At 32.1% G+C, this 23,253-nt stretch carries 24 protein-coding genes and 2 pseudogenes; 7 read left to right on the top strand and 19 right to left on the bottom strand.

What is annotated here, in order from left to right:
- Positions 1–408 precede the first annotated feature (408 nt).
- The 9 genes and pseudogenes from LS73_RS00550 to LS73_RS09960 form a co-directional block, all read right to left on the bottom strand.
- Positions 409–1,347: a CobW family GTP-binding protein gene (locus LS73_RS00550; RefSeq protein WP_034559224.1), complete on the bottom strand. Its 939-nt coding sequence runs from the start codon at positions 1,345–1,347 to the stop codon at positions 409–411.
- Positions 1,348–1,358: 11 nt separating this feature from the next.
- The gene (locus LS73_RS00555) at positions 1,359–1,670 is read right to left on the bottom strand and encodes a hypothetical protein (protein WP_034559225.1); all 312 of its coding nucleotides are present in this window, start codon (positions 1,668–1,670) and stop codon (positions 1,359–1,361) included.
- Between the two features lie 57 nt (positions 1,671–1,727).
- Positions 1,728–2,609 (bottom strand): polysaccharide deacetylase family protein, encoded by an 882-nt coding sequence (locus tag LS73_RS00560; protein WP_034559228.1) that lies wholly within the window; start codon positions 2,607–2,609, stop codon positions 1,728–1,730.
- Positions 2,591–3,433, bottom strand: coding sequence for a carbon-nitrogen hydrolase family protein (locus tag LS73_RS00565; RefSeq protein ID WP_034559230.1), 843 nt, complete (start codon positions 3,431–3,433; stop codon positions 2,591–2,593). Before LS73_RS00565 ends, LS73_RS00560 begins: the two co-directional genes overlap by 19 nt.
- Before the next feature lie 150 nt (positions 3,434–3,583).
- Positions 3,584–4,141 (bottom strand): isochorismatase family protein, encoded by a 558-nt coding sequence (locus LS73_RS00570; RefSeq protein ID WP_052089915.1) that lies wholly within the window; start codon positions 4,139–4,141, stop codon positions 3,584–3,586.
- A 203-nt stretch (positions 4,142–4,344) separates the two neighbouring features.
- A complete protein-coding gene (locus LS73_RS09945; protein ID WP_199768439.1) occupies positions 4,345–4,509 on the bottom strand; it encodes a DNA methyltransferase in 165 nt (54 codons plus the stop codon).
- Positions 4,493–4,732: a hypothetical protein gene (locus tag LS73_RS09950; RefSeq protein ID WP_199768438.1), complete on the bottom strand. Its 240-nt coding sequence runs from the start codon at positions 4,730–4,732 to the stop codon at positions 4,493–4,495. The genes LS73_RS09945 and LS73_RS09950 overlap by 17 nt, the downstream gene beginning before the upstream one ends.
- Positions 4,716–4,955, bottom strand: a pseudogene (locus LS73_RS10575) (DNA methyltransferase); the annotation flags it as partial. The gene LS73_RS09950 and the pseudogene LS73_RS10575, both read right to left, overlap by 17 nt.
- Positions 4,956–4,969: 14 nt before the next feature.
- On the bottom strand, positions 4,970–5,215 hold the full coding sequence (locus LS73_RS09960; RefSeq protein WP_199768437.1) for a hypothetical protein: 246 nt from the start codon (positions 5,213–5,215) through the stop codon (positions 4,970–4,972).
- Positions 5,216–5,506: 291 nt separating this feature from the next.
- On the opposite strand from LS73_RS09960, the gene LS73_RS00580 reads away from it, so the two are divergent.
- Together LS73_RS00580 and LS73_RS00585 are read left to right on the top strand one after the other, a co-directional pair.
- Positions 5,507–5,944, top strand: a complete 438-nt coding sequence (locus LS73_RS00580; RefSeq protein ID WP_034559233.1) for a DUF3015 family protein — start codon at positions 5,507–5,509, stop codon at positions 5,942–5,944.
- 73 nt (positions 5,945–6,017) lie between these two features.
- The gene (locus tag LS73_RS00585; RefSeq protein WP_233708820.1) at positions 6,018–8,000 is read left to right on the top strand and encodes an Lnb N-terminal periplasmic domain-containing protein; all 1,983 of its coding nucleotides are present in this window, start codon (positions 6,018–6,020) and stop codon (positions 7,998–8,000) included.
- 497 nt (positions 8,001–8,497) lie between these two features.
- On the opposite strand, the gene rsfS is transcribed toward LS73_RS00585, so the two are convergent.
- The 5 genes from rsfS to LS73_RS00605 all read right to left on the bottom strand — a co-directional run bounded on the left by rsfS (position 8,498) and on the right by LS73_RS00605 (position 12,100).
- On the bottom strand, positions 8,498–8,806 hold the full coding sequence (gene rsfS, locus LS73_RS00590; RefSeq protein ID WP_081955653.1) for a ribosome silencing factor: 309 nt from the start codon (positions 8,804–8,806) through the stop codon (positions 8,498–8,500).
- Positions 8,807–8,916: 110 nt separating this feature from the next.
- Positions 8,917–9,588: a nicotinate-nicotinamide nucleotide adenylyltransferase gene (locus LS73_RS00595; protein ID WP_034559236.1), complete on the bottom strand. Its 672-nt coding sequence runs from the start codon at positions 9,586–9,588 to the stop codon at positions 8,917–8,919.
- Positions 9,589–9,762: 174 nt separating this feature from the next.
- Positions 9,763–9,999: a hypothetical protein gene (locus LS73_RS09965; protein ID WP_034559238.1), complete on the bottom strand. Its 237-nt coding sequence runs from the start codon at positions 9,997–9,999 to the stop codon at positions 9,763–9,765.
- Positions 10,000–10,391: 392 nt separating this feature from the next.
- Positions 10,392–10,781, bottom strand: a complete 390-nt coding sequence (locus tag LS73_RS10040) for an HNH endonuclease family protein (RefSeq protein ID WP_233708819.1) — start codon at positions 10,779–10,781, stop codon at positions 10,392–10,394.
- Complete coding sequence (locus tag LS73_RS00605) at positions 10,781–12,100, bottom strand: DUF262 domain-containing protein (protein WP_233708818.1); 1,320 nt, start codon at positions 12,098–12,100, stop codon at positions 10,781–10,783. The genes LS73_RS10040 and LS73_RS00605 overlap by 1 nt, the downstream gene beginning before the upstream one ends.
- A gap of 289 nt (positions 12,101–12,389) precedes the next feature.
- Between LS73_RS00605 and LS73_RS00610 the strand changes: the two genes are divergently transcribed.
- Both LS73_RS00610 and LS73_RS00615 read left to right on the top strand, forming a co-directional pair.
- Positions 12,390–13,430: an aliphatic amidase gene (locus LS73_RS00610; protein ID WP_034559242.1), complete on the top strand. Its 1,041-nt coding sequence runs from the start codon at positions 12,390–12,392 to the stop codon at positions 13,428–13,430.
- A complete protein-coding gene (locus LS73_RS00615; RefSeq protein WP_081955651.1) occupies positions 13,430–14,458 on the top strand; it encodes an AAA family ATPase in 1,029 nt (342 codons plus the stop codon). Before LS73_RS00610 ends, LS73_RS00615 begins: the two co-directional genes overlap by 1 nt.
- Before the next feature lie 381 nt (positions 14,459–14,839).
- Here the strand turns inward: LS73_RS00615 and phnW are convergent, their stop codons facing one another.
- The 5 genes from phnW to LS73_RS00640 all read right to left on the bottom strand — a co-directional run bounded on the left by phnW (position 14,840) and on the right by LS73_RS00640 (position 20,452).
- Entirely contained in the window at positions 14,840–15,949 is a 1,110-nt protein-coding gene (gene phnW / locus LS73_RS00620; protein WP_034559257.1) for a 2-aminoethylphosphonate--pyruvate transaminase, read from the bottom strand.
- Positions 15,950–15,959: 10 nt separating this feature from the next.
- Complete coding sequence (phnX, locus tag LS73_RS00625; protein WP_034559244.1) at positions 15,960–16,742, bottom strand: phosphonoacetaldehyde hydrolase; 783 nt, start codon at positions 16,740–16,742, stop codon at positions 15,960–15,962.
- On the bottom strand, positions 16,739–18,460 hold the full coding sequence (locus LS73_RS00630) for an ABC transporter permease subunit (RefSeq protein WP_034559245.1): 1,722 nt from the start codon (positions 18,458–18,460) through the stop codon (positions 16,739–16,741). Before LS73_RS00630 ends, phnX begins: the two co-directional genes overlap by 4 nt.
- Before the next feature lie 112 nt (positions 18,461–18,572).
- Positions 18,573–19,448, bottom strand: a complete 876-nt coding sequence (locus LS73_RS00635; RefSeq protein WP_199768436.1) for an ABC transporter ATP-binding protein — start codon at positions 19,446–19,448, stop codon at positions 18,573–18,575.
- Between the two features lie 2 nt (positions 19,449–19,450).
- Positions 19,451–20,452, bottom strand: coding sequence for an extracellular solute-binding protein (locus LS73_RS00640; protein ID WP_052089917.1), 1,002 nt, complete (start codon positions 20,450–20,452; stop codon positions 19,451–19,453).
- 343 nt (positions 20,453–20,795) lie between these two features.
- Here LS73_RS00640 and LS73_RS00645 point away from each other — a divergent pair, with 343 nt between their 5' ends.
- The 3 genes and pseudogenes from LS73_RS00645 (at position 20,796) to LS73_RS10050 (ending at position 23,231) form a co-directional block, all read left to right on the top strand.
- Positions 20,796–21,668 carry a DNA adenine methylase gene (locus LS73_RS00645; protein ID WP_034559246.1) on the top strand — a complete coding sequence of 291 codons (873 nt, stop codon included), beginning with the start codon at positions 20,796–20,798 and terminating at the stop codon, positions 21,666–21,668.
- Positions 21,661–22,344 (top strand): type II restriction enzyme, encoded by a 684-nt coding sequence (locus LS73_RS00650; protein ID WP_199768435.1) that lies wholly within the window; start codon positions 21,661–21,663, stop codon positions 22,342–22,344. The genes LS73_RS00645 and LS73_RS00650 overlap by 8 nt, the downstream gene beginning before the upstream one ends.
- A 158-nt stretch (positions 22,345–22,502) precedes the next feature.
- Positions 22,503–23,231: pseudogene (locus tag LS73_RS10050) on the top strand (DNA-methyltransferase).
- Positions 23,232–23,253 lie beyond the last annotated feature (22 nt).

Below are 23,253 nucleotides of genomic sequence, written 5' to 3' on the forward strand. Positions count from 1 at the left end.
TAAGTTTTTAGTTTTAAATCAAACAAAGAACATAAAGTTTTTAATACTTTCACCATTTTTTATAAATATTGTAGATAGCTCAACCTATGGCATAGAAATGGCAATAGCAAATTGGAAATTTGGGAATCTTATAATTCCGATTCCACATTTAGAAGAGCAAATAAAGCCTATTAAAGAATAAAACAAGTTTTATAAGCTAAAGCATTTGCGGTATAATGAATACATTTTGTTATACATAATCCTTTTGTTACATATAATCCTTATTTTTGCCGTTTTGATTCACATATCTCTTTTCATTCTGAAAGAGACTCTTTTTGTCATTCTATTGTGAATTAATTATGGCTTATCTTTCTACACTAAAGGCGTTATTATCTTTTGTTTAGACTCCATTAATTCTTAAAATATTTGTTAACTCATATTTATTTCTAATAGTCGTTTAAATCCATTTAAGGAGTCTAGAATCTGTTTTGATTCAAATCCTCTTGTGATAAATACTAATGATGAACCTTGCCTATCTTTTGGGATATGTGTTGGTGAGTGAATAATATGACCAACACCATTAATAGCTATTAAAAAATTCTCATTAATGTCTAAAACTCCCTTTACTCTTAGAATCTTTTTGCCCCATTTATGTAAGAGCATGCTTAGCCACACACCAAAAGCATTCCATTCCAATGGATTATCAAAGCTTAATGATATAGTATCAAAGCTTTGCTCATGTTTGTTTGTAGGGATTTCATTGGTTAGGAATCTATGATTAATATCAAATATGTTTTGGAAATCAAGCTCGGCTTTATCTTTGATTTCTAAGCTTAGATTGATGCTTTTTAGCTTTTGGATTAGTTCAGAACTAGGCTTTTTTATGTCACTTTTGCATATTATTATTAAATCGCTTGCTATAATTTGGGCTATTGCCTCCTCGTTTTCTAAATGCGAAAGTGCGTTTATGCTATCTATGCAGGTAACTACACTTTTTACAAAAAAGTGATTACTTAAAAATATATCATTCATTAATGTCCATAAAATTGGTGCGGGATTAGCAAGTCCTGTGCTTTCTATGATAATCCTTTTTGGCTTTTGCCCTCTTAGTTCATATTCATTAAGTATATTTTTTAGGCTTTCAATTAAATCAAGTCGCTTGTTACAACAAACACAACCAGAAGATAGCTTTAGGATTCTCTCACTAGAATAATGCTGTAATACTCGCTCATCAAGCGAGATTTCTCCTATTTCATTAATGATTAATGCTGTATCTTGACTTTGATTGTTTTGTAAATATTCTTTAATTAGACTTGTTTTGCCGCTGCCAAGAAAACCTGTAATGAGATGAACAGCTATCTTTGCCATGTTATTGCCTATTATTGCTTGCTATTTGTATTTTCTAAAAATCTAAGTAGGTTAGCATCAAGAGGATCGGCACTCATGCCTAATATTTCCTCAACCCTAGCCCAAAGCTCTCCTAAGTCATCGACAATGATTGTTTTACCCTTTTTGTCGCTGATAATAAACTTACTGTTTTGCCAAATCTTAAAATAAAGTCCATAAAATTGTAAGATTTCAGAAATAATTCTAGCTTTTTTGAGCTTAGACCTCTTATATTCTTGAGAATCCATTTCTTTCATATCGCTCCAATGAAAGGAACTAATCATCTGTCCGCATAAAATGCACATTTCATCTCCTAGACTTAGATTGAGCCATTTAGAATCAAGCCTTATTTTTTAGAGTCATTAACTTTTACGAGGCGATCTTCTTAAGAAGTCATCAGCTATATCGTTGAAATTTACCCATTTTACTCCATCATGGCTATTGATATGAGAAATTATTCTCTCATGCATTAGGAGCACTTGAGGACGTCCACTTACATCAGGGTGTATAGTCATAGTAAAAACAGCATAATCCATCTCTCTATATACCCAATCAAATTGATCCATCCACATTTGTTCTATATCTCTTGGCGATACGAATCCAAAGCTGTTAGGAGCTTTTTTAATAAACATCATAGGTGGCAAATCATCTAAATACCAATTAGCTGGTATTTCTACCAAATTTGTTTCCTCTCCTCTAACTAGAGGTTTCATCCAATCCTTAGCCTCTGCGCTGTAATCAATCTTCGTCCATTTATCTCCTACTCTTACATAATATGGCGTAAAGTCATTGTGCATAAGGGAATGGTCATATTTGATTCCGTGCTTTAGCAGTAGCTCGTTAGTAATATTTGAGAATTCCCACCAAGGAGCAACATACCCAGTAGGTGATTTGCCTGTTAAATCTTTGATTAACTCTATGCTTTTTAACAATACATCTTCTTCTTGTTTCGCGCTCATAGCGATTGGATTTTCATGTGAATATCCATGCACACCTACCTCATGTCCTGCATCAACTATCATTTTCATTTGGTCTGGAAATGTCTCAATAGAATGTCCCGGTGAAAACCAAGTTGCTGGAATATTATATTTTTTAAATAGTTTTAAAAGTCTAGGAATCCCAATTTCACCTGCAAAAAGCCCTCTTGAAATATCATCTGGACTATCCTCGCCTCCATAACTTCCAAGCCAACCTGCTACAGCATCAATATCAACTCCGTATGCAACTAAAATTTCTTTTGCCATATTTTTCCTTTTTTGTTAAATTTACGCAAATCCGCGAGATAAGGTATAGCTTCCCTTTGCTCTTGGATTTGTCCTATGTCAATAACTGACATTACGCATTCATTTTCTTTTTGTGCTTGGGCTATAATCTCACCCTTAGGGCTTATAGCCCTGCTAAGTCCAGCAAATTCAAGTTTTTGATTAAACTTCTCATCAAATTCATTGCCACTTCTATTACAGGCTATCACAAAGAGTCCATTCTCAAGTGCTCTAGCTCTAGATAATAAATCCCAAGCATAGCTTCTAGCCTTTCCAAAGGCACTAGGATAAATAATAACTTGCGCTCCATATAGGGCTAGATTTCTTGATATTTCTGCAAATCCTATCTCATAACATATAGCAATCCCTACCTTAAGCTTAAAACCTTTTATATCAAGGCTAAAAACTTGCTGCTTCCCTCCATTTGAGAATCTTTGCTTTTCAGTATTCCAAAGAAATATTTTTCTTTGCTTTCCTAATATCTTTCCTTTCTTGTTAATTATATAGGCAGTATCAAAGAGCCTGCCCTTATTTTTCTCTATGCTGCAAGCTATCATATAGATTCTATGTTTTTTTGCAAACTTGCTAAGAGTTTTTATTGTTTTGTTATGTTTGTCTTCAAGGTCAATACCAAAACTTTTATCTTGATTGCTAACGCAATAACCACTATCAAAAAGCTCAGGTAATACCACTAGCTTAGCACCTGAATGCACACCATCTAGTGCCAATCGCATGGCAAGCTTTAGGTTTCCATTTAGATCGTAAGTCTTAGAATTCATTTGAATAAAAGCTATTTTAACTTGCATTGCAAAGACCTTTTATTTTGATACTAGACTTTAAAAGCTTAATTTTTGATTAAAGTCGTATTCAATTATTTATATGATATTTAATTGTGTAACTTTTACAAGTTTGAGCTTGATATTTGTCAAACTAACCTATAACTTGATTATGAATTATTATTTTACTAGAGATGATATAGCTTTGAATTCAGGGCTTAAAGAAGTCTTTAGCATATCAAATAGTATACTTTCTACATTTGCTATTGTAATATCCATGCTTTGCATTAATGATAGGGCATTTTTTTTATTTTTATAATCTCTTGAAATTACAGCATCATCTGGTATAATGACATTATAGCCTAGAGATACTAAATCTCGCGCGCTTTGCAAAATGCAGACATGAGTCTCCATTCCGCAGATAATAATTTGCGAGATTTGCTTATTTTCCTGTAAATATGACAAAAATGGGCTATCTTGATAACAGCAACTAAATGCTCTTTTTTCAAAGTCTATCTTTTTTGTATTAGAATCAAACAGCCCAGATACACTATTTCCCAAGCCCTTGGTATATTGGAGAGATTGCATGATTGGCACTTGCAATGCTACACAACCATTGATTAGAATATTGCATTTTTTTAGCATTAAAGCAAACTCATCTTTGTGCATGCTAGCACTAAGACGTTCTTGAATATCTACGACTAACAATAGAGCTTTTTCTTTGTTCATATTAAACATCTTTAATTCGCCTTCAACTTGGATTTGATTCTATATCTATACTAATTTTCATCATATAAGTCAATAATTCTATTGTATAATTTGGATTTATTATGCTTGTTGACTTTGATGTTAGTCTAACTTGTATTTTATTTTCATAAAGTTATTATCATAATACTTAATGTTATGCAAAATTTTTATTATTGCGGAGTAACTTTATTTAATTATGTTGTATCTAATATTCTTTGCTGTGCTAACTTTATATAATCCTGATTAATCTCATATACAATATAGTTTCTCTTAAGTCTTATTGCGGCTAAAGCAGTTTGTCCGCTATCCATAAACGGATACAAAACAATATCTTCCTCAAAGTTATAAAACTCTATCAATTGCTTTGGTAGCTCTAATGGAAAAGGGGCTGGTGTCCCGTCTTCTTCGCGCTAACTGATGGGAATCTCCATATAGATTTACTCCACTCCATAAAATTTTCTTTACTAATGGAATCTTTTTTATCTTTTCTTTCCCTTTTAAAATCACCTTTAGAAAAATTAGTATATACTCATGCGTATCTCTTAGCACAGGATTGCTAGCACTCTTAAACTGCCCAAGCAAGGCTTATCCCGCTACTAGCACTCTTATCCCAAATGATTTCACCTCGCATTAAAAATCCTAACCCAATCATGATTTCACTTACATACATTGTAAGCGGAATGTATGGCTTTCTGCCGACATTTGCTATATTAATACAAGCCCTACCGCCATTTACTAGAACTCTATATGTTTCCTTAAAGACATTTTTTAATAATTGTAGATATTCTTCTAAACTTAAGTCTTTATCATACTCTTTATTTAATTATAAGGCGGAGAACTTAGCATTAAATGAATGCTATTATTAGGTAACTCCTCCATACATTCACTGCTATGATGGAAGATTTTATTTAATTTTTCTTTAGGGATTTGATTTTCAATAATTCTTGTGTTACTTGGATTTTTTAGAATTTGTAAATTTTCATAAAGCTTTGAATTGTAGAATTTTGATGAATCATGTCCAATTCTTGCTCCTACACCAAATGATGAGGTTTTTGAGTTGTTCATTTGCTTTCCTATCCATTTAGCTATGAGTTATTTTAACTTTTAAATTTTAACATTTTTCTTGATAAGTTTTTTAGCTTCTTGCTAGGCTAATTGATTCTTAAAATACTTAAACTGATTTATTGGATTCTTAAGTAATATAGTAATATGTAGAATTGAGCTATAATAATAATTTTATAAAGTTCAACTATATTTATGATAAAATTATATTAAGTTTCTTAATATTTAATTTATATAAGCTTAATAAATATTGATGTTAACGAAACAAATTTCTTAAAAATAAAGGTTAAATTTATGAAGAAAATTCTCATTAGTATGGCTATTAGCGCAGGTTTGACAACGGGTCTATTTGCTTCAGCAAATAGTAATGCAGGTTGCGGACTTGGTTCAGTTATTATCAATAAACAAGGCTCAATATGGAATCTTTTTCAAGTAACAACAAATGGTACAAGTGGGACACAAACTTTTGGTATCACTTCAGGGACATCGGGCTGTGAGCGTGGTGTAGGTTTTTTGGATAGTCGCACACAAGAATTTGTAGCTTCAAATATGGACGCTATTTCTCAAGAAATAGCAAGAGGAGATGGCGAGCATTTAGATACATTAATAGAGCTTCTTGATATAAGTGATAAAGATGGCTTTAAAGTAGCTCTTCAAGAAAATTACAATAAACTTTACAAAAATAAGGACGTACAAAGTGCAGATGTACTTGATGGGGTAGCAAGTCTATAATCTCGCATACATGTGTTATATGGCTTGAAGGTTTTGTTTCTCTTCTAATTTATCTTTAATCTTAGAGGTTAGCTTGATTTATAGAGATTTCCTACTCGCCTTAGTTCTTATATGCTGTAACTATATACAAGCTTTTGCCGCAGCTTCGCAGACTGATGCAATCGTTGAAAGCCTTATCACGCAGGCAAAAGCACTGAATATTGCAAGTTCTAAAGAATGGAAAGATTTATTGCATATTGGAAAGTATAAAAGCGAAATAATTTCTCCTTACTTTTTTCTCACGCCACTAGATTCCAAAAAATCAAAAAGTCTTGCTCAAGATGAACTAGAGGCTACCATTAGAGCTTTTTATCAACCTATCTCTGATATTGTTGTGCCCGATGTGATTAAAGAGAGGCGTTTGAAGCGAATTATTGAGTATAAAGAAAACAATATCAATTTACCCACGCTCTCCATTGAAGTTCAAGACTATCATGCTATTTGTCGCTTCCCTGCGCGCATGTATTTTCTCTCCAAGCATCTTAATTTTACTGATTTGCCACAAGTGCATTGTGCAGATTTTCAAGCCATGCGTGATTATATGAGCCCAACAAAAGCAAGCATTATTTTTCCTTCAGCTCATATTAATTCTCCTGCTTCAATGTTTGGTCATACATTTTTGCTATTAGATTCTAAGTTTAAATCAAGACTTCTTTCTTTTGCTATTAACTATCAAGCAGATGCAGATCAAAATACAGAAAATCCTTTTGTATTTGCATTTAAGGGGTTATTTGGGCTTTATACTGGAAGCTACTCCATTTTGCCCTACTATGATAAAATCAAAGAATATTCAAATGTAGAATCTCGTGATATGTGGGAATATGAGCTAAATCTTAATACAGAAGAAATCATGCAAATGTATAATCATATTTGGGAACTAGCTGATGCGTTTAATTGGTATTATTTCTTCGATAAAAATTGTTCTTATAATATATTATGGTTGCTTGAAGTCGCACGTCCAAGTCTTCATTTGAGAGATAAATTTATCTATCAAGTCAATCCACCTGAAACACTTTTTGCATTGGAGCAAGCCAATCTTATTGCCAATGTTACCTATCGTCCAAGCAAACGAGCCAAACTACTATCATACGAAAAAGCAATGAATAATGCTCAAGTCTCAAATGCTAAATCTTTGGCTAAAGGAAAAAAAGAGCCTGAAGAAATCTTGCGAAATAATAATTTGACACTTCAAGATAAACAATATATTTTAGAATCTGCCCTTGAATTAAGCGAATATCGTTTTAGTAAGGGCAAACTTGATAAAGAAAGCTACACTCAAATCGCCTACAATCTAGCCTCTGCTCGTTCTAAGTTAGGGGCTAGCAAATCACCTTTTATACCTACACCTTCAAATCCTTTGGAGGGTAATCAAAGTTTAAGAGTTACCCCTTTGTTTATTGCAGATACGCAAGGCATGCATCCGGGTCTTGATTTTAGAATCACTTTTCATGATTTGACAGATAATGACAAAGGCTATCTTAAAGGTGCTCAAATTGAATTTATGCGCTTTTTGGTTTATTATGACACAAGTAAAACACTAAAAAATGCCTTTACTCTCTATGATCTTAATATACTCTCTGTTGCTTCGATCGCACAAATGAGTAAGTTTTTTAAGCCATTTTCCTATCGTCTTGAAACAGGACTTAATCGAACCTTTAATGACAACTATTTGCATTACTTTTTGGCATTTGGAGGTGGATTATCTTTTAATTTATGGAAGCTTGGATATGTATATTATCTACTTGAGCCAACATTTTTTATCAATTCGAATAATATCCCAGACTTTGCTCTAAATCAAGCATTAGGATTTGTTTTGCAGGATAATAACCGTTTAAAAGCCACTCTTGAATATAAATTTAAAGCTTATGGGATAACACATTTTAATCATTCGATTGATACAACAATAAGCATAAATCTTAGGCGCAATTTCGCCCTCTTTACGCGTATGCAGATTCTAAAAAACGACATACGTAGTTTTAAGCCAATAACTATGCTTGGATTAAGATTATATTTCTAATCACCATACTTCCTTACAATCCTACAGGTTTATTTTTAAACCATTTTGTGCCTTTCAATTACTTTTTTGTTCATATAGCTTATATATTTTCAAACGACTCAAAATATATAAGCTTTGTGCAGTTGTACTTTTGACTAAAATCTTGTGTTTATGCTCGTAAATGTATTTGTAAATTACTTGTAACACCTATATATAGAGTAAAATTTGTAGCATTATTCATTATAATAAAGTAGGTTGGATATTTGGTTAGGCTTAGTTGATTTTGTGTAAATGTGATTAGTTTTTGTTTGATTCTATAATTTTTAACATAAATGATTCTTTATTAAAGAATCATAAAGGCTTATAGACTTTTCTCACACTGCAAAATAGCCCTTATTTTACTTCTTTCTACAAATCAGTATCATTCTAGATTCTCTTTTCTTGAGTATCAAGTATGATTCTTTTTGTAGTGTTTGCATCTTTTGCTTTATTGCAACAAAGCGGAATTGATTAAAAATTTAAATAATAGATTGATTCTTATTTAGTGTTCCTAAGAATTCAGAAAGATTAAATTTCTTGCGATGATTGGGCGTGAAAATATGAATCATAATATCTCCTAAATCTGCAATAATCCAATCCTCACTCTCTTCGTCTGTTGCATAGAATACCTCTCCTTTAGGCTTTAGCTCATTTTTCAAATGATCTAGCAGTGCAAAGGCATGTTTACCTATCATCGCGCTTACAATTATTACACTATCAACAATATAATCCTTATCTCTTAAATCAAATACTTCAATGTCTTCACCCTTTTTATCCTCTAAGAGCATGCTAATGTAATTTACTCGTTCTGGCAAACTTCTTAATTGTGTATATTGCGCTATTTCTCCTTTTGTTTCTTTCTCTTGCAATGCTACTCCTTTTAAGAAAATAAGCTACATTATAGCTTAAAATATGTTTTTATCATGCTGTGGAGATTTTCAGGTATCATATCAAGCGCACTATTTATATCTCCATTTTTAAGTAAAATGCGCACAGTACTTGAGGATAGTGCGCCAAAGTTATGTAATTCTATACATTCAATCACTTCTGGGGTAATCACTTGTTGGGCAAATGGTAATTTGGAATCTAATTGTGTGGGCTTAGATTCTAATCGGTTAATAAGCACAAATTTCACCATTTCGCATAAATCTTTTGGCTTATGCCATTTGTGCATATTTGATAGATTGTCTCTACCTAGCACAAAAACAAACTGCGCATAAGGATAATTTGCATTTATTTGAATCTTGATTTGCTGGATACTTTCTATACTAAAAACAGGGCGATTTTGTTTTATTTCATAGTCATTTACGCTTATTCGTGGCAAAGATGATAATGGCGGGTATTTATGATTATATTCTTTAGCGATTGCTTCACACATTTGCAGACGTTGTGCTGCGCTAAAAAGAGGAGTTGATTTAAGAGGATTCATAAAATTTGGTATAAGTATAATATGCCAATAGAGCGGATTTTCGCACAAAGAATGAATAATTTCATTATGCCCTTTATGGATTGGATCAAAGCTTCCGCCATATAGTGCTACAAAACCATGCATTTTATAAAATACCTTCATAATAAAACCAAAGACATGTTACTTTATGCAAAGAATAAAGAGAAAACAATAGAAATTATTATACTTTGAAAAAAACATAAATGTTGAAACACCGATAAAGCTATATTCAAATGCCCTAATGCAATAAGCAATGCACCAATTAATGTAGCGTTTTTTGCCCTAGCCAATTATCGGCTAAATAACCTCCGGGTAATGTAGCAAGGTATAAAGTCCAGCAAAGATTCCAACAATAGCACTAGCACTTTGTCTATCAAGATCTAAACCACCATCATTAATAGTAGCTATCATAAATAATACCAGCAAGGAGCGGATACCATAATAAGAGAATCTCTCCCATAACTCTGTAAAAGTAAGACCAAATAAGGGTTTGGGATGCCCTATAAATGAGCTATCTAAATCAGTTTTACGCATAAATTCTCCTTAAAATCATGGAAATTATAAAATTAATGCTTTTAGCATAGCATAGTTTTATTATTAAAATTATAGGTTTTTTATGCCTATTTGCTAATAATCATAGAATTTTTACAGAATATGGGTATTTTAGCAAAGTTAAATCCAAGCTTAAGGTGTTCTTATGGATTTTTCTAAGAAATGCCATCTAAGAAATGCCAATGGATATTTGGTGGATACTTAGTGGATATTTACAAGGGATTGGAGCTGTTTTAAAAAGGCATTTTATTGCTTTATTGGCTAAAGATTCTTGAGGTGATGTAGCAAGGCAGATTTTAGTAAAGATTTGATGTTTTTAAGGCAATGTGAATTAAAGGGGGGAGGAATCCCCCCTATGTGTGGTAAGATTATTTTTAAAAGCTCCAAGTTTCAAGCACAAAATCTTTTATTTCCTCGTGTCTTTTGGTTATGGAATCTTTCTCCCATTTTTCATTGACTGCAAAATCTTTGATTTGCCTTTGCTGTATCAAGGGAGTATTTTCATAGCTTGCAAGCTTGTCTTTAAGGGGGTTATTGCCAATAGCACTATTCTGTGAAGCACCAATTAATAAAAGATTGCCAATGCAATGCAAATGCTTTTGTCTAAAATCGTCATCATATTCACAATAACCACTTGCTAACTTTTCTCCATTTTCTGTTTGTGGAGCGATATGCTCTATTTGGGGCTTTTTAACATCTTTAAGCGTAAAAGTATAGGATTTTGTTTTACTATCTTGCTCCCTTAGATAGTTTTCATAGTGCATTAGTAAGTAGGCAATGATTTTTTATCATTTTCCTTGTAGATATTAATTAGCCCATTAGAGAAGTTACCATCGCTCCAATACCGCCACTCATCACTGCAAATCTTTTGTAATCCTAAAATGAGACTTTCTACACTATTAAAGTTTTTTAAGACGCTATTTAGTCTTGAGGCTAAATCTGCCCTTGTCCGCACGAGCTTATCCCTCAAAGCAATAATTTCTAAGGCTTTGAAAACCTGCTCTAATTCTTGCTCGCCTTTAAATATTCTATAAGCTTTTAAGATAAAAGGATAGATTTCCCACACATTTAAGTAGAGTAAATAATCCTTATAAACACTTTTGCTTCCCTCAAATTCTTTAAAATTCACAAAGGCATTTTTAAGCTCCTTTACATAGTTTTCAATCCAAGCAATTTTTTCCTCATTACTCTTAGTCTCTGTAGCTCGTTTATATTCTTTTTTATAATTTTTCTCATTGTCATTTTCCCTATATTCAAAACCAAATTTGGATATATTAAACCAATTAAGAATAGAATCTTCATTATTTTTTATGGCATTGATTAGGCGATAAATTTCTTTAAAAATATCTGTTATTTCTCTAAGTTTTGTTTCTGCAGTTTCTTTATCGCAGTAGGTATAGATTTGGTAGGCAAGATAGGATTTGAGTTTCTCTAAATTGGTAAGATCCTTGCCACGATTGTTTTGCAGTTCAAACATCAAAACAGAATCTTTTTTGTTTGTAAAAGGCACACTTAAAATCTCGGCATTTTCTAAAGCTTTAAAAAGAGCTAAAATCTCTTGGCTTCCCCTTTTCTCTAATTCTTTGGTAAAAAACTCTTTTGCTTTTTTAATACGTTCTTGCGAGGGAGTTTGTGGATTATGCTTGTTATTATCATTTTGGATAATCACATCTTTGAAATAATCCCTATCATATTCTACTGCTTGGAGTTTGGGCTTAGAGCGATAAATCAAAAAATCCTCTTTTATATATCTCAAGAATTCCTCATTGCTTTTTTCCTCATCTAGCCTTTGATTTTTTGCTTTTTGCTCTAAAGCATTGATTAATGCCCTTGCAAAGATGATAATCGTAGTAATGCGTTGTTGCCCATCAATAATATCAATACCATTGGTTTTATTTTCATCTGTTTTTTCAAGCAAAACATTACCAAAAAAGTAATGATTATCTCCCTTTGTCGCCTCTAGCAAATCCTCTAAAAAATCATTCCATTGTTTCTCATCCCAAGAATACGCCCTTTGATACACAGGGATTGTATATTGCTTCTCTCCCTCAAAAAATTCTTTAATGGTTTTATTGGGGTTCATTCCCTCCCCTTAATTGATGATTTTTAAAACTTTGAATTTTACAAAAAACAAATTGCAAGGGGTTAATGCCATAGACATGGATAATTTAATCTCAAAATGAATGTAAGATTCTCTTTAGTTTAATCTATCAAGCATCTAAGTAGTGTGCTTTATGCTAGATTTTGTAGATTGCTTATTGCCCCTAGAGAAATGTTACTTTATGTAAAAATAAAGAGAAAACAATAAGAATCATTGCACTTTATAATGCTGCTGTGCTAAACTAAAAGCTAATTTTCAATAAAGGAATATCATGAGACATGGAGATATATCAAGCAACCCTGATACGCTAGGGATAGCAGTAGTCAATTATAAAATGCCAAGATTGCATACAAAACAAGAAGTGTTACAAAATTGCTATAATATTGTTGAAATGATGCAAGGTATTAAGCAGGGATTACCCGGTTTGGATTTAATCGTTTTTCCTGAATACTCTACTATGGGTATTATGTATGATAAGCAAGAAATGTATGATACCGCAGCTTGCATTCCCGGAGAAGAAACAGAGATTTTCTCATCAATGTGTAAAAAGTTAAAAATTTGGGGTGTATTTTCATTGACAGGAGAAAGGCATGAGGAGCATCCTAAAAAGCCTCCTTATAATACTTTAATCCTTATTAATGATGAGGGGCAAATTGTGCAAAAATACCGCAAAATTATGCCTTGGTGCCCTATAGAGGGCTGGTATCCCGGAGATAGGACATATGTTGTTGATGGACCTAAGGGTATGAAAATCTCACTTATAATCTGTGATGATGGGAATTATCCAGAAATTTGGCGTGATTGTGCTATGAAAGGGGCTGAACTTATCATTCGTTGTCAAGGCTATATGTATCCTAGCAAACAGCAGCAGATAGACCTTGTTAAAACTATGGCTTGGACGAATAATTGCTATGTGGCTGTTGCCAATGCAACTGGCTTTGATGGAGTTTATACTTATTTTGGACATTCTAATATCGTAGGTTTTGATGGCAGGACCCTTGGGGAATGTGGCACAGAAGAAAATGGAATCCAATACGCTCAATTATCCATACATGAGATTAGAAATGCAAGAAAATACGACCAAAGCCAAAATCATCTTTTTAAATTGCTCCATAGAGGATATAGCGGGATATTTGAAAGTGGTGAGGGGGATAAGGGCATTGCTGATTGTCCTTTTGAATTTTATAAACAATGGGTGCTTGATGCAAAGAAAGCCCAAGAGAATGTCGAACAATTTACAAGAGAAAATATAGGTGTAGCAGATTGTCCTGTAGCTAATCTCCCACACGAGGGCAAAGAAAAGGAAAAATAATGCCTTTTATTACAGATAGATTAGAATCTCTACAAAGGCAGCAAGAAAGTATCGATTCAAAGGAGATAAGCAAGAAAGAATTAGTAAATGAGCCCACACAAAAGAGCTTTGTTAGTCGCTTTTCCTATCAACTACAAGATGTAATGAATTTTCTAAAAGCTAATATTATAGGACAAGATGAAGCTCTAAAAAGTATAGAGAAAATACTCAAAGTAGTAAAAGCAGAACTTAATGATTCTAAAAGACCTCTAGCAGTAGCTCTGCTTTTAGGTCCTACAGGAGTAGGTAAAACTTCTACAGCTAAGCTTTTGGCTCAAGCTTTGAGCAGAAATGAGGATAATTTCTGTCGTATAGATATGAATACTCTAGCACAAGAACATTATGCTGCCTCCTTAATTGGTGCGCCACCGGGCTATGTAGGGAGCAAGGAGGGGAATACTTTATTTTCTGCACAAAACATAGCAGGCACTTATAGTGTGCCCTCTGTAGTGCTTTTTGATGAAATCGAAAAAGCCAATCAAAATGTTTTACTTTCATTGCTTGAAGTGCTTGATAGCGGCGAACTTACTTTAACTTCAGGAGTTAAAAAAATCAATTTTAGAAATGCAATTATCATAATGACTAGCAATCTTGGTGCTAAGGAAGTTTTTAACTATCGCAAAAAACATGGGAATCCTGATTATAGGAGAGAAAAAAAGATTATAAAAAAGAAACTTGAAGAAAACTTCTTACCCGAATTTATCAATAGAATTGATTATATTTTATATTATCAAAGCATAGAAAAAACGCAACTAGAACAAATCATAAATTTAGAATTGCAAACACTAAAGTCAAAGGGGCTAGGCGATATTATCATTTCAAAAAAAGTTATGAAAAAACTAATAGATTCTTATAATTTTGTCTATGGAGTAAGAGATATAAAAAGAATGTTTTATAATGATATATTACCCTTGATAGCAGATAGGATTTTAAATGATGAACAAGTATCTATCATCGATATACAAGATTGTAAATTTGTAATAAGATAGGCCCAATACAGATATTTTTTAAGGTATCCCTTGAAATGGTTACAATAATAATTTATCCTATTCTAAATTCTTAGTTTTAATGGGTTGTTTTTTAAATAAAAGAGCTAAAATATTTATTCTCTCATTTTTATTTTAATTTACCTGCAGACTTAGAGATTATATCATACATTGCGCAATTAATACTTTTTACTTCATTTTTAATGAGATTTAGAATTTGCAACACATCATAATTATGTTTCTTACTTAAGATTCTAGTTCTATTTTAAGAACTATTTTAAAAGTCTATAAATATTCATACAACCTTTGCAGAAAATATGATTTATTTGACTTTATTGCCTTATTAATAACATCTTATCTTAATAATAAAGATTGCAAGATTGGCTATTTAGAAATTGTATCTGTATAAATTTTTATAAATTCAAGCAATCTTTCTATATCATTAACTTTTAGATCGCCTATATTGCCTATTCGAAAAGTATCAGCATTACTTAACTTGCCCGGATAAATCACAAAGCCATTAGATTTCAAATATTCGTACATACCCTTAAAAGTAAAATCTTTAAAATTAGGATAACAAAATGTGGTAATAATAGGCGAATGATAGCTTTTAGCGATGTAGCATTCATAACCTAGATTCTCCATACCCTGACTTAGAATTTCTTGCATTTGTTTGTAACGTTTGTATCGCATTAATATTCCACCTTCCTCCTCAAGCTCTATTAAAGCCTCTCTAAACGCGTGAACAATATGCGTAGGTGAAGTAAAACGCCATTTTCCATTATTTTGCTCCATACATTCCCATTGTGCATACATATCCAAACATAAAGATTTTGCACAATCTTTTAGCTTTTCTAAACTGACTCTTTTGGCAATGATGAAGCCAAATCCAGGAACTCCTTGTATGCATTTATTTGCTGATGATACTAAAAAATCAATCTCTAATTTCTCTATATCTATAGGAATCCCACCAAAAGAACTCATAGCATCGATAATTAGCACCTTATTATTTGTTTTTACAACTCTACAAAGCTCCTCTAAAGGATTCAAGATTCCCGTTGTTGTCTCACAATGAACAAACACAACATGCGTAATGGTGCTATCTTGCAATGCTTCATTCATTATTTCTGGTGTTATAATTCTATTTTCTTGGATGTTGATACAAACGTGATTAATTTGTGCAATTTGTGCAATTCTTTTGCCATATTCACCATTGGTTAGTATAAGTAACTTGCCAACTTTTCCAAATGCCGTTGTTATAACACTCTCTACAGAAAAACTCCCGCTACCTTGCATCAAAATAGTTGTATATCTTTCTGATAAATTAGCAATAGAACATAATCTTTGACGCACATCTTGCACAACAGAGTTATAATCACTATCCCAAGTGCATAAGTCCTTTAGCATAGCAGCACGTACTCGTTTACTTGTAGAAAGTGGACCTGGTGTTAAAAGCATATAATCATTATCTGGGATATGGGAATAATCTTGCATAATTACTTCCTTATAATCTTTCATCTATTTGCTCTAGCGCAAAAGGTAAGTGGCTTAAATCATCAATTACCATATCTGCACCCGCTTCATAAAGTTTCACCTTAACGTGGTTTTTTAGATTTTCTAATTTTTCTTTAGAGAGACTTCCAATTTCATCTTCACTAAGTCCTAGACTTGAGCTTCCAAGCACTACACCTATGTTTTTGCAACCAGCATTTACTCCCTCTTGCATATCTATTGTTGTATCGCCTATTTTTACTATATGTTTTTGTGGATAGATATTTAATCGCCTTGCATTTTCATAAATCATATAAGGATAAGGGCGACCATAACCTAATTCATCAGACGCAATGCAGCAATCTGGTTTATATCCATTTTTAGCGGTAAGCGGCAAGATAATATCCATCATTTTTTTTGTATATCCAGTAGTTGTTCCAATCTTAATATTATTCTTGCGTAAAAATTCTACACTTTCCAATACAAAGGGGTTTAATTGTGTATAATCACCCAATGTTGCAAATACACTTTTTTCAAAAACATCATATAAAGATTTAACATCATCTTCTGTGTAATCTCTTTTATAACGCTCTATAAATTGAGCTTTTATTTGCGGCATAGATAATAAGGCTTTAGTATGATCCATTTTAAGCATTCCCATATGCTCTCTTGCCTCATTAATGCTAAGATCTAATCCAAATTCTTTAAAAGCCTCTATAAAAGCACCTAGTGGAGAAAAACAACCATAATCAATAGTAGTTCCTGCCCAATCAAAAATAACAGCTTTAATTTTCATTTTGTCTCCTTTAATATTTTTTTAATAATAAAACTCTTTACAATCTCGTAAAGAAATTTCATTATAAAATTTATACACATGATTAAAATAGCAAGTGCCGCAGCCTCTTCAATATAACCTTTTTCATCAAGATGAATTATAGTAATAGCAGCCATTTTGTTAGTGGTACTATAAATAAAAACGATTGCCGAGATACTTATCATAGAATTAAGAAAAAAATATATAAAATTTTCTAAAATAGCTGGTAAGCAAAGTGGGATATATATACGCTTTAACATACCCCATTTACTTATCCCCATGCTTTCACAAACAGCTTCTAATTCATTATCAATTTTAGCCAACGCATTTTTTACACTTAAAGATGGGATAGAAAAAAAGTGTATGATATTGCAAATAACAATAATCCAAAAAGTTCCATAAAGTGAATAAAAAATATTACTTAGATACAAATCTTTATCCAATTGAAAATCTGGTTTATTAAAAAATAAAATATAAGCAATTCCAACGACTAATCCCGGTAATGCTGCTGGAGCAATGATTAAAAAATTAGCGATATTTTGTAGTATAGGACTTTTATTCATCTTATTTAAGTAGCCAAAAATAAAAACAAAAATCGCCCCAGACACTGCTGTGAGTAAAGAAATAATCAAGGAATTTTTCAAGGTATATAAACCATCAATACTAGATTCTATTTGAAAATGAGCTAATGTTAAACTAAGATCATGGGGGTAAAGTGTAATAAGCGAAGCCAACAAAACCGAAAACATAATTGTAAGAATAACAAAGGTTGGGATACTCGCCAAAATGCCAAATATAACATCTCTTAATGTATGTGAATCTATTTGGTATTTTGTAGCCTTTGCGCTTAAAACATGTGTTTGCTTTTCTGCTTTTTTTAAAATCCAAAAAATAATCAAAGAGGGTATAAATAAAATAATGCTAATTGTAGCCCCCATACTAAGATTTTGCACTCCTATAATTTGCTTATAAATTTCAATAGACAAAACGCTATACCCACCACCAATAATAATAGGTGTGCCAAAATCTGTAAAACAAAGTATAAAAGATACAAGCACAGCACTTAAGAGTGAAAATTTAATATTAGGCAATGTAATGTATAAAAAGCTTTTTAGGGGTGAGATTCCAATAATTTTTGCTTGCTCATAAAGTCTATAATCTGCAGATTGAAGCCCTAAGTGAATAATTAGAAAGCTTTGTGGAAAAATATAAATACTTTGAGCAATAACAATTCCTGTAAATCCATAAATAGAAAAGTCATCAAGTCCTAAAAAGGAGGTGATAATCCCCTTCTTACCGAATAAAAAGGCTAATCCTAAGCCATACGTTAAATTTGGCACAAAAAGAGGTAGCATAGAAATATGATGAAAGACTTTTTTTCCTCTTAAATTGGTGCGTAAAATAGCATAAGCACAAATCAAGGCAAAGCTCACACCAAAAAATGTAGAAGTCAAAGAAACAACAAAAGTGTTTTTAAGAGAGACGAGCAAAAGACTATCATCTAAATAAAGTTTAAAATTTTGTAATCCTATAAAATTATTATTGGTATCTAAAAATGCCATTGCAAATAAAAATCCCAAAGGAATTACTAGGAATATTCCTAAAACAATAAGACAAATACAAAATAGAAATGAATGCAAATTAATCCTTTGTAAAAATTGCAAACCAAAATTTAATAAAGGATTGTTCAATACAATCATATTTTTGCCTTATTTTTACAATAAATGGTGTATTTTTTATCGGTATGGTAAAAAATATTATCCCCAACTTTGAGCTTCAACTCGGCAAAATCCTTAGTTGAAACATAGCTTATCATGTCATCTGCTTGTTTTTTGTTTGAACAATTAAAGGTGATCTTAAAAAACTACCCAAAAATTCCACATCTTTTATTATCCCATTTTTATCACCTTTGTCCTTTTTAATAGTTATATGTTCAGGTCGCAACAATGTCATTGATTCATTAGTGTATAAAGTATTAATTTCTCCGATAAAATTGGCTGTAAAGAAATCTTTAGGATTAGTATAAATTTCTTGTGGCGTATCAATTTGAGTAATTTTGCCCTGATTTATAACAGCAATTCTATCAGACATGCTCAACGCTTCATCTTGGTCGTGAGTTACCATTATGCTTGTCATATTTAACCCATCATGAATTGCCTTTATATCATTTCTTAATTTGTGTCTGACTTTTTTATCAAGCGCACTTAAAGGCTCATCAAGCAATAAAATATTAGGCTTTAAAGCTAGAGCTCTAGCAATAGCTACTCTTTGTTGCTGTCCACCGCTTAATTCTCTTGGGAACTTCATTTCATTGCCAATTAAACCAACAAGTTCAAAACTCTCATAAACAATCTGTTTGATTCTCTTTTTAGAATGACCTTGCTCTTTGAGCGGAAAAGCTAGATTCTCATAAGCACTCATATGAGGAAATAGGGCATAAGATTGAAATACCATAGAAAACTCGCGCTTTGATGCCTTTGTTTTGGTAATGTTATTTTGCTTATAAAATATCTTACCACTATCGCATTGTTCTAATCCGGCTATAATACGCAAAAGTGTGCTTTTACCACAGCCACTATAACCCAATAAAGAAATAAATTCTCCCTTTTTGATTTCTAAATTGATATTTTGTAGCACTTTTTGTTCATTAAAACTTTTGCATAGATTTTCTATTTTTAATAAAGGCATTATTATTCCTTATTTTCTCCATCAAAGTAAGTATTCCACTGCTTTAAAATTACTTCTCTTTTTTCTGACATTTGCACAAAATCTGTAGGGGCAAGTTTTGTATAAGGATCTTGAAGATAACCCAATGGTTTTGTTTCTTGTTTAATGCCTGTTAAAGCATTATTACTTGCATAAAGCTTCATTGCTTCATCGCTACTTGCCCATTTAGCAAAAATCTCTGCATTAGGATTTGGAGAGCTTTTCTTAAGTAATGCCAAACTCTCCAAGTCAAAACCATAGCCCTCACTTGCAAATATCATTTTAATGGGCTTATTTTCTATTAACATTCTATGTCCTCTATATCCTAATGAGATTCCAATTGGATATTCCCCACTTAATGCCATTCGTGCTGGTTTTGAGCCAGAATGTGTATAGAGGGCAACATTTTTATTTAGTTCTTTCATATAATCCCAAGCTTTCTCCTCTCCAAACAATTCAATCCAACCAACAACAGTTAAAAATCCTGTTCCAGAACTTGTTGGATTTGACATACTAATTAATCCCTTATAGATTGGCTTGGTTAAATCTTTGTATGATTGCGGAATTGGTAGCGATTTATTAGAAAGTTCCTTTTCATTGATAATAATAGCACTCTCTACGCCTGATAAGCCTACATAATAGGGTGGATTATCTATATCTTTAAAGTTAGCTTGAAAGTCATTTAGATTAGGTATATCTAAAGGTGCTAAGAGATTTTCAGACTTTAATTTTTCCATATTAAAAATTGACAAGCCATAAATCACATCTGCTTTAGGATTATCTTTTTCAGCTAAGACTTTAGAGCTAATAACTCCATGAGAATCTAAGACAACTTCAGTTTGTATGTTTGGGTAAGCCTTATTAAAAGCACCAATATATTGTGTGATTTGCTCATTTTCAAAAGCAGTATAAATAAGTAGCTTATCATTACTTGCTACTTCAGTTTTTTTATCTGATACACAACCAAAAATAGTATTCCTATACATAATAAAATCAAAAATCTCATAATGCTCTCTTGTTTAAGATTGAATGTTGACATTATCATCATTGCATATAAAATCTATGATTATTTTGTGTAAAATATAAGTAAATCAAAAGGTTTATAACTACCTATCTTTAATTATTTAAAAAGTAAGAATAAAATGGCTTAGAACCACCAAAGGCAAAAAGATTCAATATATTTTATAATCTAAAGATGTGCAAAACCTATATCCTACGCAAAATATGGATGGAGGAATATAATCTTTTATAATACAAACATAGCTTTGGGAATCCATTTACTAAAGAAACTACGGCTTTGCCTTGTTTTGGTATGACTAGGGTAGCGTTATGACTAAACAGCTTACAAGATTAGATTCTTGCCTTGAGGCAAAAAGCTTTGTTAAATGGGCAGGGGGTAAAAGGGCGTTAGTGGATTCTATTATTTCTTATATGCCGGGTAGTTTTAATGCCTATTTTGAACCTTTTGTTGGTGGTGGCGCATTGTTTTTTGCTTTAAGGAATAGAGGACTTTTAGATTCTAAAACTATATATTTAAGCGATAAAAATAAGGAGCTTATCAATGCCTATGAAGTTATACAAAATAATCCAAAAGCACTTTTAAAAGAGCTAGAATCTCTGCAAAATAAACATAATAAGGAGTTGTTTTATAATATCCGCAATCTTGATAGAAGCAAGGATTTTGCAAAATTAGATTCTAAATTTAGAGCAGCAAGATTTATTTACTTAAATAAAACCTGCTTTAATGGGCTATGTCGCTATAACGCTAAGGGACAATTTAATACACCAATAGGAAGCTATAAGAATCCAAAAATTTATAATGAATCTTTGGTTTTCAACGCACATAAAGCCTTGCAGGGAGTAAATCTTTTTTGTGGGGATTTTGAGGAGATTTTAGTAGAGGCTAAAAGTGGAGACTTTGCCTATCTTGACCCACCCTATTTTCCGCTTAGCAATACTTCAAGCTTTGTAAGCTATACAGATAATTTTTTACAAAAAGAGCAGGAACGCTTGAGGGCGGTTTTTAAGGAGCTAGATTCTAAAAATGTGAAAGTTTTGCAAACTAATTCAAGTGCAGATTTTATAAAGAATCTTTATAAAGATTTTGGCATTATAGAATTAAAGGCAAAAAGAGCAATAAACTGCAAGGGCGAGAAAAGAGGCGAGATTATAGAATTATTGATTAGGGGGAATTATGAGTAAAAATAGCGAGAGTTGGGAAAAGATTTTTAGAGATTTGAAAATTGATAAACACGATTTTAATAAATCACCTTTTAATATAAGTGCTGAGCAAATTAAGTTTTGTGTTAAAAATTTTGCTAAAACTTCACAAAAAGAAGTGCGTATTTTGTGTAAACAAGATTCAAAAGAAGAAAGACCACAGGTTTTTATTGATAATAATCTTTTTATTTTGCCTGTGAAAAATGGAGGGTATACTATTTGCAAGGGAGATGGATATATTGATATTCCAGATATTCAAACTCAATCTATAAGCTATAAAAGCAAGCTTGATTTTGAACTAAAAAGTGCTAAAGTGGGAGATTCTGAAATGCAACATTTGGATTTTGCCTATGCTTCTAGCTTAATTAGGACTTTTTTGAATGATGAAAGCTTAGTTTTGAGTATAAGAGGCAGAAAATATACGCCAGAATTTAGTTTTAATACAAATATTTACAACAATATTCTTGTTAAATCTGTGCAAACTGAAGTGGATAGTGGTTTTGAGGGAAAAGATAAAATTGTGCTAATAGAAGCAAAAAATTCTCAAACAAAAAATGTAATTATTAGACAACTTTATTATCCTATGAGACAATGGCATATCCATACACAAAAGGAAGTTATCACGCTTTTTTTGAAAAACGAGGCGATGAATTTTTAATTTGGGAATTTGCTTTTAAGGATATGCAAAATTATAATAGTATCTTTTGTAAAAGAAGTGCGAGATTTGAAATTGGGAACAATTAAATGCAATTTAACAAGCTCTACAATAGTGATGTATTAGGTATTTTAAAATCATTGCCTAATGAGTGCTTAGATATGGTTTATGGCGATCCCGATTATAATGTAGGCACTAATTATAATGGTTCAAAATACACGCAAAAATGGGAGGATTATATCGCTTGGTATTGTGAGTTAGCTAGAGAATCTATGCGTGTGCTAAAGCCTAGCGGGAATCTTTTTATGATGAATTATCCCAAGCAAAATGCGTATTTGCGTGTGCGATGTTTAGATTCTATCGCTTATGATGTGCAAGAGTATGTATAGGTGTATAATACAAATGTCGGGCATAGCAAAAGGCGACTTACAACCGCACATAGAAGCATACTTCACGCAACAAAGACAAAGGATAATCACTTTTATAAGGACAATATCGCTTTGCCCTATCAAAACCCAAATGATAAAAGAATCCGCCAAAGACTAGCCCAAGGAGAAAAAGGCAGAATACCTTATTCTTGGTTTTATTTTGATTTGGTGAAAAATGTGAGTAAGGATAAAACCTTTCATTCCTGCCAGATTCCTTTAGGGCTTGTAGAAATGTTGATAAAGTCTTGCACCAATGAGGGGGATTGTGTATTTATTCTCTTTGGTGGAAGTGGTGGTGAGATTGTGCTTTGCGAAAAGCTAAAGCGTAAATGGCTAAGCTTTGAATTGCACAAGCCTTACTATGAAATGATACTTGATAGGTTGGCAAACAAGGGAGAAATTAAAGATGAATTTAGACTGCAAAAATTTCAAAATCTCAATAATCAGAGAAGCCTATGGTGATATTTTCTATTTTTTAAATAAT

Source organism: Helicobacter muridarum (genome assembly GCF_000765805.2).
GTDB classification, from domain to species: domain Bacteria; phylum Campylobacterota; class Campylobacteria; order Campylobacterales; family Helicobacteraceae; genus Helicobacter_A; species Helicobacter_A muridarum.

Excerpts from the sequence above, each read along its gene's own strand:
- LS73_RS00550 (WP_034559224.1), bottom strand. The coding sequence starts at position 1,347 with ATGGCAAAGATAGCTGTTCATCTCATTACAGGTTTTCTTGGCAGCGGC.
- LS73_RS00555 (WP_034559225.1), bottom strand. The coding sequence starts at position 1,670 with ATGTGCATTTTATGCGGACAGATGATTAGTTCCTTTCATTGGAGCGAT.
- LS73_RS00560 (WP_034559228.1), bottom strand. The coding sequence starts at position 2,609 with ATGGCAAAAGAAATTTTAGTTGCATACGGAGTTGATATTGATGCTGTA.
- LS73_RS00565 (WP_034559230.1), bottom strand. The coding sequence starts at position 3,433 with ATGCAAGTTAAAATAGCTTTTATTCAAATGAATTCTAAGACTTACGAT.
- LS73_RS00570 (WP_052089915.1), bottom strand. The coding sequence starts at position 4,141 with ATGTTTAATATGAACAAAGAAAAAGCTCTATTGTTAGTCGTAGATATT.
- LS73_RS09960 (WP_199768437.1), bottom strand. The coding sequence starts at position 5,215 with ATGAACAACTCAAAAACCTCATCATTTGGTGTAGGAGCAAGAATTGGA.
- LS73_RS00580 (WP_034559233.1), top strand. The coding sequence starts at position 5,507 with ATGAAGAAAATTCTCATTAGTATGGCTATTAGCGCAGGTTTGACAACG.
- rsfS (WP_081955653.1), bottom strand. The coding sequence starts at position 8,806 with ATGCTCTTAGAGGATAAAAAGGGTGAAGACATTGAAGTATTTGATTTA.
- LS73_RS00595 (WP_034559236.1), bottom strand. The coding sequence starts at position 9,588 with ATGAAGGTATTTTATAAAATGCATGGTTTTGTAGCACTATATGGCGGA.
- LS73_RS09965 (WP_034559238.1), bottom strand. The coding sequence starts at position 9,999 with ATGCGTAAAACTGATTTAGATAGCTCATTTATAGGGCATCCCAAACCC.
- LS73_RS10040 (WP_233708819.1), bottom strand. The coding sequence starts at position 10,781 with ATGCACTATGAAAACTATCTAAGGGAGCAAGATAGTAAAACAAAATCC.
- LS73_RS00605 (WP_233708818.1), bottom strand. The coding sequence starts at position 12,100 with ATGAACCCCAATAAAACCATTAAAGAATTTTTTGAGGGAGAGAAGCAA.
- LS73_RS00610 (WP_034559242.1), top strand. The coding sequence starts at position 12,390 with ATGAGACATGGAGATATATCAAGCAACCCTGATACGCTAGGGATAGCA.
- LS73_RS00615 (WP_081955651.1), top strand. The coding sequence starts at position 13,430 with ATGCCTTTTATTACAGATAGATTAGAATCTCTACAAAGGCAGCAAGAA.
- phnW (WP_034559257.1), bottom strand. The coding sequence starts at position 15,949 with ATGCAAGATTATTCCCATATCCCAGATAATGATTATATGCTTTTAACA.
- phnX (WP_034559244.1), bottom strand. The coding sequence starts at position 16,742 with ATGAAAATTAAAGCTGTTATTTTTGATTGGGCAGGAACTACTATTGAT.
- LS73_RS00630 (WP_034559245.1), bottom strand. The coding sequence starts at position 18,460 with ATGATTGTATTGAACAATCCTTTATTAAATTTTGGTTTGCAATTTTTA.
- LS73_RS00635 (WP_199768436.1), bottom strand. The coding sequence starts at position 19,448 with ATGCCTTTATTAAAAATAGAAAATCTATGCAAAAGTTTTAATGAACAA.
- LS73_RS00640 (WP_052089917.1), bottom strand. The coding sequence starts at position 20,452 with ATGTATAGGAATACTATTTTTGGTTGTGTATCAGATAAAAAAACTGAA.
- LS73_RS00645 (WP_034559246.1), top strand. The coding sequence starts at position 20,796 with ATGACTAAACAGCTTACAAGATTAGATTCTTGCCTTGAGGCAAAAAGC.
- LS73_RS00650 (WP_199768435.1), top strand. The coding sequence starts at position 21,661 with ATGAGTAAAAATAGCGAGAGTTGGGAAAAGATTTTTAGAGATTTGAAA.